The organism is Clostridium peptidivorans (genome assembly GCF_900205925.1).
Taxonomy (GTDB): Bacteria; Bacillota; Clostridia; order Clostridiales; family Clostridiaceae; genus Clostridium_AK; species Clostridium_AK peptidivorans.
In genome coordinates this window covers 286,363-294,751 of the sequence record NZ_OAOD01000002.1, presented here as the reverse complement: position 1 = coordinate 294,751, position 8,389 = coordinate 286,363, and the positions used below count along the sequence as shown (strand labels likewise).

Here is an 8,389-nt window from a genome sequence, read left to right as displayed (position 1 = left end):
AGTCGTAACAAGGTAGCCGTAGGAGAACCTGCGGCTGGATCACCTCCTTTCTAAGGAGTCGACAAGAAGCGATGAGCTTTCTTGAAGGTTTCATTCTCTGTTTAATTTTGAGAGACCTTTTGGTAATCGGTGAATAGTTAAAAGCGCATCAAGTATACTTGATGCGCTTTTTTGAATTTTGGCTCTGTTAGACAATAATGTTGATATTTAATGATTTAACAAAGTATGCTTTACCATATAAGCCATGTAAATTCACTACACAGCAACCTTAAAATTTGGATGTACAGATTTAAAGGGGTATCTACTAAATTTTTACCGAACCACATGAGTTGGTACAAGTGGCTACAAAGTTTCAATAATGATAAAGAAGTTATAAAGACAAAAATATGCTCATTCATAGTGTAATTCCATTTGTTGATACTAAAATCGAAGGATATAAAAATAGAAAACCAAATTTTGAATAATATTTGCAGAAAATTGAAATATAATATAAAACTCTTTATAATAAGTTATATGAGACTATGTTGTTAAGCATAATTTATTGTGAGGTGATTTTATGGTTGGTAAAATATTGATGATTGCTTTATTTGTGATTGTAGGTATAATGTTATCATTAGGTAAATGGTCATTTTTAATAGCAGGATTTAACACTATGAGTAAGGAAGAAAAGAAAAAATACGATGTAATATCTTTATGCAAATTCATGGGAAAATTTATGTTTGTGATTGCTTTTTGTATAACATTATTCGTGTTAAGTGATATCTTGATGATGAAGATATTGTTCAAAGTTGGAATTACGTTACTTATTGTTTCAATAATCTTTGTAATAATATATGCAAATACAGGAAATCGGTTTGAAAGAAAAAAATAAGGTAGGCAACTACCTTATTTTTTATGTTGCATATCAACAATTTAGTCTAACAGAGCCTAAATTTTAAATAACATGGTTTTGTTTTAATTTAATGAGTAATTAAAAAATAGTGAAATTGCAGATATAAATCCCAACCTTCCTCTTTAAGTAAAAGTTCAAAAAAATTCTATATTACTACTCATGATATAAGTCTCAATACAAACAATAATGAATATATATACAATATAAATTAATATTTATTCCAAGTATATTGCATTTTTATTCTATATTATGTATGATTATTAAAATACAGAGTGGATATATATTAAAGTTATATTGAAATATATTATATGCCAATGTGTAGAAGCGTATATATCAATGTTAATAAAAATATCACATTAATAATTATGCAAGTCTTAATATAGAAATGAGGTATATGTATGAAGGCGATACTTGTATTACAAGATGGTAGTTATTTTATTGGAAAATCATTTGGTTCAAAGGGAGAGGGTTTTGGAGAAGTAGTTTTCAATACCTGTATGACGGGATATCAAGAAATTCGTACAGATCCATCATATAATGGTCAAATAGTAACAATGACCTATCCACTTATCGGAAATTATGGATTTAATGATATTGATAATGAATCTATTAAACCTCATGTTGAGGGTTTCATTGTTAAGGAGAGCTGTGATGATCCAAGTAATTGGAGATGCATTATGGGAGCGGAAGAGTATCTTATAAAACACGGGATTGTAGGGATAAAAGATATAGATACAAGAGCACTTACAAAACATATTAGAAGTTTTGGGAGTATGTTTGGAATAATTTCTACTGAGTGTTTTGATATACATAAGCAAATTAATAATATTAAAGAAAAAGTATTAGTTAAAAGAGAACTTGTTAAGGAAGTAAGTACTAAAAAGATGTATAAAATTGAAGGCAAGGGTAAAAAAGTTGCTGTAATAGATTTTGGAATAAAGGAAAATATCTTAAGAAATCTAAAAAACAGAGATTGCGATATTTATGTATTCCCATCAGATTCTTCAGCAGAAGAAATCTTATCTATAAAACCTGATGGCATTCTTCTATCTAATGGACCAGGAGATCCTAAGGACTTAACTGATGCTTTAGAGAATATTAAAAAGATAATTGGTAAAAAGCCTATTATGGGTATTTGTCTTGGACATCAGCTTTTAGGAAGTTCTTTAGGAGGAAAGACATATAAATTAAAGTTTGGTCATCATGGAGGAAATCATCCAGTAAAAGATTTAATTACAGGAAGAATATATATCACTTCGCAAAACCATCGTTATGCCCTTGAAGAAAGTATCAGCAATGAAGTTGAAATTACTCATATAAATGTTAATGATGGTACTATTGAAGGTTTTAGACATAAGAAATATCCAATCTTAAGTATACAATATCATCCAGAAGCTGCTCCAGGTCCTCAGGATTCGGCTTATGTTTTTGATGAATTTATTCAAATGATGGAGGTGCAGCTTAATGCCTAAAAGAGAAGATATAAAGAAGGTTATGGTTATAGGTTCGGGGCCTATTGTTATAGGACAGGCGGCAGAATTTGATTATTCCGGTACACAAGCTTGCAGGTCATTAAAAGAGGAGGGAGTAGAGGTTGTTCTTATAAATAGTAACCCAGCAACCATTATGACGGATGTAGATGTAGCGGATAAAGTATATATAGAGCCTATTACATTAGATTTTATAAAAAAGATTATTTATAAGGAGAGACCTGATGGCATATTAGCATCTATTGGAGGGCAAACAGCGCTTAATATGGCAGTAGAACTTTCCGAGGATGGAATCTTAGAAGAACTTAACGTAAAACTCTTAGGTACAACACTTGAATCTATAAAAAGGGCAGAGGACAGAGAATTATTTAAAGCAACCATGGAAGAAGTAGGTGAAAAAGTAGCAGTTAGTAGTATAGTAACCACTTTGGAAGAGGGAGTAAATTTTGCAAAGAAAGTAGGATTTCCTATAATTATTAGGCCTGCCTATACCTTAGGAGGAACTGTTGGGGGAATAGCCAACAATTTAGATGAGTTTAAAGATATCGCCAGTCGCGGGTTAAAGCTAAGTATGATACATCAGATATTAGTGGAGCAAAGTGTAGCTGGCTTTAAAGAAATTGAATATGAGATTATGAGAGATAATGCAGATAACTGTATTGTAATATGTAATATGGAAAATTTCGATCCAGTAGGTGTTCATACAGGAGATAGTATAGTAGTGGCACCTAGTCAGACCTTAAGTGATGTTGAGTATCAAATGCTTAGAACTGCGTCTATAAAAATAATTCGTGCACTTAAGATTAATGGAGGATGTAATATACAGTTTGCACTAAATCCAAATAGTAAGGAGTATGTGGTTATAGAGGTAAATCCTAGAGTAAGCCGTTCTAGTGCATTAGCATCTAAGGCTACTGGTTACCCAATTGCTAGGATTACAGCAAAAATTGCTCTTGGATTAAATCTTGATGAAATAAAAAATTCTATTACAGAAAATACTTATGCTTGCTTTGAGCCTGCACTGGATTATGTAGTAACAAAAGTACCAAGATGGCCTTTTGATAAGTTTAGAGATGCAAATCGTACGCTTGGAACTCAAATGAAAGCCACAGGCGAAGTTATGGCAATTGGAAGAAACTTTGAGGAATCTCTTCTAAAAGCAATAGATTCGTTAGATGTAAAGCTAGATTATCAGCTAGGTCTAGAGCTTTTTGAAGATAAATCCATAGATGAACTTATAGAGTTTATTAAAGATCAAAGTGATGAAAGAATATTTGCCATATCAAAAGCTCTTCAAAGGGGAGTGTCTGTAGAAAAAATCATTAATATAACTAAGATAGATTATTTCTTTATTAAAAAACTCCAAAAAATTGTAACTTTAGCAGAAGAGATAAAGAATCATAGCATTGAAACAATAGGTTATGAACTTATGAATAGAGCTAAAAAAATTGGTTTTGGAGATGCATACATCGGAAATTTACTTAACGTATCTACAGAAGAAGTTACTAAAAAAAGAAAAGAACTTAATCTTCGTCCGGTATACAAGATGGTAGATACTTGTGCTGGGGAATTTGAAGCTACTACACCTTATTATTATTCTACCTATGAAGAAAAGAATGATGCAGAGGTAAGTAGTAGAGAAAAAGTTATAGTAATAGGGTCAGGACCTATAAGAATAGGTCAAGGAATTGAGTTTGACTATTGTAGTGTTCATTCAGTACAAACTCTTAAAGAAAAAGGAATTAAATCAATAATTATAAACAATAATCCGGAAACAGTAAGCACTGATTTTGATATTTCTGATGGATTGTATTTTGAGCCGCTTACAAGTGAAAGTGTTTTAGATATTATCGAAAGAGAAAAACCTATGGGAGTAATAGCACAGTTTGGAGGGCAAACTGCCATAAATCTTGCAGCTCCACTTGAAAAAGCTGGTGTTAAGATTTTAGGAACTGATTTAGAGAATATAGATATGGCTGAGGATAGAGATAAGTTCCTTAAATTGCTGAAAAGTCTTCATATACCAATACCAAATGGAAGTACTGCCCATTGTGTAGAGGATGCTTTAAGCATAGCAAATAAAATTGGATATCCAGTCTTAGTAAGACCCTCTTATGTAATAGGAGGAAGAGCTATGGAAATAGTTTATAGCGATAAAGAAATACAAGAATATATGAAGCTTGCAGTGGATGCTTCTAAGGAGCATCCAGTACTTATAGATAAATATATAATGGGAAAAGAAGTAGAAGCAGATGGAATTTCGGATGGAGAGAATGTTTTAATACCTGGAATAATGGAACATATAGAAAGAGCAGGAGTACATTCTGGAGATAGCATGTCGGTATACCCTCCAATAAGCTTAAGTAAAGACACTAAGGAAGTAATTGTTGATTACACTATAAAATTAGCAAAGGCATTAAAAATAAAGGGATTATTTAATATTCAATTTGTTATAGATGAAGAAGATAAGGTTCATATCATAGAAGTAAATCCAAGAGCTAGCAGAACAGTACCAATACTTACAAAGGTCACGGGTATACCTATGGTTAAACTAGCTACTGATATTATTTTAGGAAACAACTTAGAGAATATGGGATATAAACCAGGCCTGGCAGAGGAAAGCTCTTTAGTAGCTGTAAAAGTTCCTGTATTTTCATTCTCAAAGCTTACCATGGTAGATACTTTTTTAGGCCCCGAAATGAAATCTACTGGAGAAGTAATGGGTGTGGATAAAAATTTTGGCAAAGCATTATATAAAGGACTTTTAGCTTCAGGTATTAGGTTCTTAAAAGAAGGAAATGTACTTTTATCTATAGCAGAAAGGGATAAAAAAGAGAGCACTAAGCTTTCAAAAGAGCTTGTAAATTTAGGATATAAGTTGTTTGCAACAGAAAATACTTATGCTTACTTAAAGGAACAAGAAATAGATATTAATTTGATACCAATGAAAGAAGTTAGTCAGTGGATTAAGGCAAATAAACTTCAAATGATAATAAATACTCCTACAAAGGGGAAGATAAGCTCTAGAGAAGGTTTTTGGCTTAGACGTACTGCTATGGAATATAACTTGCCATGTATAACATCTTTAGATACTGTAAAAGCAATTGTAAGGTCTTTGAATAGCTTAAATGAAAAGGATGAAATTGAAATATATTCGCTAGATCGATATTAAGATAATTAAAAGGGGATGGGAGAATGAAGCATTTATTAAGTTTAAAGGATTTAACTACAGAAGAGATTTTAAATATACTTAAGATGGCTAAAAAACTAAAGTATGAGCTCCAAAATGACATAGAGCATAAGATTTTAAAAGAAAAGACCTTAGGTATGATTTTTACCAAGTCATCTACTAGAACAAGGGTTTCTTTTGAGGTTGGAATGGTTCAGTTAGGTGGATATCCATTATTTTTAAGTGCTCAAGATATACAGCTTGGAAGAGGAGAAACTATTGAAGATACAGCTAAAGTGCTTTCAAGATATGTGGATGGAATCATGATAAGAACTTATAAACAAAGTGACGTAGAGGATCTTGCAAAGTATGGGACCATACCTATAATAAATGGATTAACGGATCTATTTCATCCATGTCAGATTTTAGCAGACCTTTTAACTATTTATGAGAGTAAGTCAAAGTTTAATGCACTTAAGCTTGCTTATGTAGGTGATGGAAATAACATTGCTCATTCGCTTCTTTACGGCTGCAGCAAGGTTGGAATGGATATAGCAATTGCTACACCTAAGGGATATGAATGCGATGCAGAAATAATTAAAAACGCAAAGGAGGAGGCTAAGCTTGCAGGAGTAAATATAACCATTACAGAAGATCCTATGGAAGCGGTAAAGGATGCAGATGTAGTTTACACCGATACTTGGGTAAGTATGGGTCAGGAAGAAGAGAAAGAGAAAAGAATACAGATATTCAAACCTTATCAGGTAAATGGAGAGCTTTTTTCAATGGCAAAGAAAGATGCAATATTTCTTCATTGCCTTCCTGCCTATAGGGGCTATGAGGTAACTTCGGAGGTTATTGATGGTCCACAATCTCTTGTATTTGATGAGGCAGAAAATAGATTACATGTTCAAAAAGCAGTGATGGCATTGTTGTTATAAGATAAATAACTTATTATTTATAAAGATTTAAAAGGGAGAGCCTCACGCTCTCCCTTTTGTAATGCAATAGTATAATTATTTTATAGTTCTTTCATAACTAATTCAAGTATATTAACAGCCTCATCTATTTCTTGTATTGTAACATTAAGAGGAGGAAGTAATCTGATAACATCAGTTCCAGTTGTTACTACAAGAAGACCTTTTTTAAAGCATAAATTCATAAGTTCTTTTGGATTCGTGTTGATGCTTATTCCAATTAATAAGCCGATTCCTTTTATTTCATCTATAACATTATATTTATTTTTAAGTTCATTTAGCTTTTCTTTTATATACATTTCTTTCGAAGCTACTGTAGAAATAATACCGCCTTCAATTAGTTCATTTAAAACAGCCAAAGAGACAGCACATCCAAGAGGATTTCCACCAAAGGTACTGCCGTGGTCACCAGGTACTAAAGCTTTGGAAGTTTTTTCGTTAGCAATAAAAGCACCAATTGGAAAACCACCACCCAAGGCTTTAGCAATACATATAACATCTGGGATTACATTAAATTTTTTATAAGCAAAAAGCTCGCCCAATCTTCCCATAAAATTGTAAAAAAGGGTTCTAATACTATATTTAATAAGGAATTAGTAGAAAAAATCCTAAAACAAGATTATATAAATATAGTTATTGACTTAAATGACGGAATTTATAGTGCAGTAGCTTGGGGATGTGACTTAACTTATGACTATGTAAAGGTTAATGGATACTGTAGGGCTTAGTTTATAAACAAACAAGGAAAATAAATTTGATATAGAAAGAGCTAGTTTTTTTAAAGCAAGCTCTTTTTAAATTTATAAATTAAATGTGATATAATAATTTTATTATGTTCAAATTAATTTTTAAGGGGATGATATTTTATGAAAAGAATTTTAAAAGAAAAATCAGTGTTTAGTATGACAAAGGAAAATAAATGGGTAGAAACTGCTAAAGATGGAGATACAGTAGTGTTTGAAACCTTTGATTGCTATAAAAATCAAATTTGCAGCGAAGAGCAGGAAAGAAGCAGTATAAATCCTAAGTTTGGTAATCCTGCTACAGGGCCTTTATATGTGGAGGGAGCAGAAATATCTGATATTTTAAAAATAGAAATATTAGATATAAGAGTAGCCGAAGAGGGAACTATGAGAGTCAGACCTAATGTAGGTGCTTTGGGAGAAATAATTACTCATGATCAAATTAAGAAAATACCTATTAAAGATGGAAAAGCCATGTTTAGTGAAAAAATAGAAATCTCTATAAATCCTATGATAGGGGTCATTGGAACTGCACCAACAGAAGGTGAAATACACAATATGGTTCCAGATTATCATGGTGGAAATATGGATTGCAATAGAATAGTAAAAGGATCAATACTTTATCTTCCTGTAAATGTGGAAGGAGCATTGCTATCCATTGGAGATCTTCATGCTGTAATGGGAGATGGTGAAGTTGCTATATGCGGACTTGAAATACCAGGGGAAGTAGAAGTTAAGATAAATGTTTTAAAGGGAAAAACTATGCCACTTCCTATGCTTATTCAAGGAGAAGATATAATGACTATAGCTTCAGCAAAAACCTTAGATGAAGCATCAAAAATAGCAACTTATAATATGCATAAGTTTATGACTGAAAATTTAAGCATAAATTGTAATGAAGCTGCTATGCTTTTATCTCTTGTTGGTAATTTAAGAATTTGTCAAATTGTAGACCCTTTAAAAACTTCAAGAATGGAAATGCCAATTTCTATTTTAAAAAAATATAATTTTAATTATTAGAATAAAATCAATAATAAATGAAAAATGATGCTTCTAAATATGGCTTTTATGGTACCTAATGGATGAGTTTCCACCAATTTAATAGTGTATTAATTTTC

General features: G+C 31.8%; 7 protein-coding genes, 1 rRNA gene and 1 pseudogene. 8 read left to right on the top strand and 1 reads right to left on the bottom strand.

Annotation, left to right across the window (positions count from 1 at the left end; genetic code table 11):
- The 6 genes and pseudogenes from CRN98_RS17850 to argF all read left to right on the top strand — a co-directional run.
- Nucleotides 1-50, top strand: a 16S ribosomal RNA gene (locus tag CRN98_RS17850); the annotation flags it as partial.
- 178 nt (nt 51-228) lie between these two features.
- A pseudogene (locus CRN98_RS03245) lies at nt 229-464 on the top strand (IS1595 family transposase); the annotation flags it as partial.
- A 92-nt stretch (nt 465-556) separates the two neighbouring features.
- Nucleotides 557-871 carry a DUF3784 domain-containing protein gene (locus tag CRN98_RS03240; protein WP_097025986.1) on the top strand — a complete coding sequence of 105 codons (315 nt, stop codon included), beginning with the start codon at nt 557-559 and terminating at the stop codon, nt 869-871.
- Nucleotides 872-1,290: 419 nt separating this feature from the next.
- On the top strand, nt 1,291-2,364 hold the full coding sequence (gene carA / locus CRN98_RS03235) for a glutamine-hydrolyzing carbamoyl-phosphate synthase small subunit (RefSeq protein ID WP_097025985.1): 1,074 nt from the start codon (nt 1,291-1,293) through the stop codon (nt 2,362-2,364).
- On the top strand, nt 2,357-5,554 hold the full coding sequence (gene carB / locus CRN98_RS03230; RefSeq protein WP_097025984.1) for a carbamoyl-phosphate synthase large subunit: 3,198 nt from the start codon (nt 2,357-2,359) through the stop codon (nt 5,552-5,554). Before carA ends, carB begins: the two co-directional genes overlap by 8 nt.
- A 23-nt stretch (nt 5,555-5,577) precedes the next feature.
- Nucleotides 5,578-6,492: an ornithine carbamoyltransferase gene (gene argF, locus CRN98_RS03225; protein WP_097025983.1), complete on the top strand. Its 915-nt coding sequence runs from the start codon at nt 5,578-5,580 to the stop codon at nt 6,490-6,492.
- Between the two features lie 80 nt (nt 6,493-6,572).
- Here argF and CRN98_RS03220 read toward each other — a convergent pair whose 3' ends face one another.
- Nucleotides 6,573-7,079, bottom strand: a complete 507-nt coding sequence (locus CRN98_RS03220) for an aspartate aminotransferase family protein (protein WP_097025982.1) — start codon at nt 7,077-7,079, stop codon at nt 6,573-6,575.
- Between CRN98_RS03220 and CRN98_RS18105 the strand changes: the two genes are divergently transcribed.
- Entirely contained in the window at nt 7,026-7,256 is a 231-nt protein-coding gene (locus CRN98_RS18105; RefSeq protein WP_097025996.1) for a bifunctional ornithine acetyltransferase/N-acetylglutamate synthase, read from the top strand. The genes CRN98_RS03220 and CRN98_RS18105 overlap by 54 nt on opposite strands.
- Nucleotides 7,257-7,394: 138 nt before the next feature.
- Nucleotides 7,395-8,291, top strand: a complete 897-nt coding sequence (locus CRN98_RS03210) for an acetamidase/formamidase family protein (RefSeq protein WP_097025981.1) — start codon at nt 7,395-7,397, stop codon at nt 8,289-8,291.
- The last annotated feature ends 98 nt before the right edge of the window (nt 8,292-8,389 follow it).

Excerpts from the sequence above, each read along its gene's own strand:
- carB (WP_097025984.1), top strand. The coding sequence starts at position 2,357 with ATGCCTAAAAGAGAAGATATAAAGAAGGTTATGGTTATAGGTTCGGGG.
- CRN98_RS03220 (WP_097025982.1), bottom strand. The coding sequence starts at position 7,079 with ATGGGAAGATTGGGCGAGCTTTTTGCTTATAAAAAATTTAATGTAATC.
- carA (WP_097025985.1), top strand. The coding sequence starts at position 1,291 with ATGAAGGCGATACTTGTATTACAAGATGGTAGTTATTTTATTGGAAAA.
- argF (WP_097025983.1), top strand. The coding sequence starts at position 5,578 with ATGAAGCATTTATTAAGTTTAAAGGATTTAACTACAGAAGAGATTTTA.
- CRN98_RS03240 (WP_097025986.1), top strand. The coding sequence starts at position 557 with ATGGTTGGTAAAATATTGATGATTGCTTTATTTGTGATTGTAGGTATA.
- CRN98_RS03210 (WP_097025981.1), top strand. The coding sequence starts at position 7,395 with ATGAAAAGAATTTTAAAAGAAAAATCAGTGTTTAGTATGACAAAGGAA.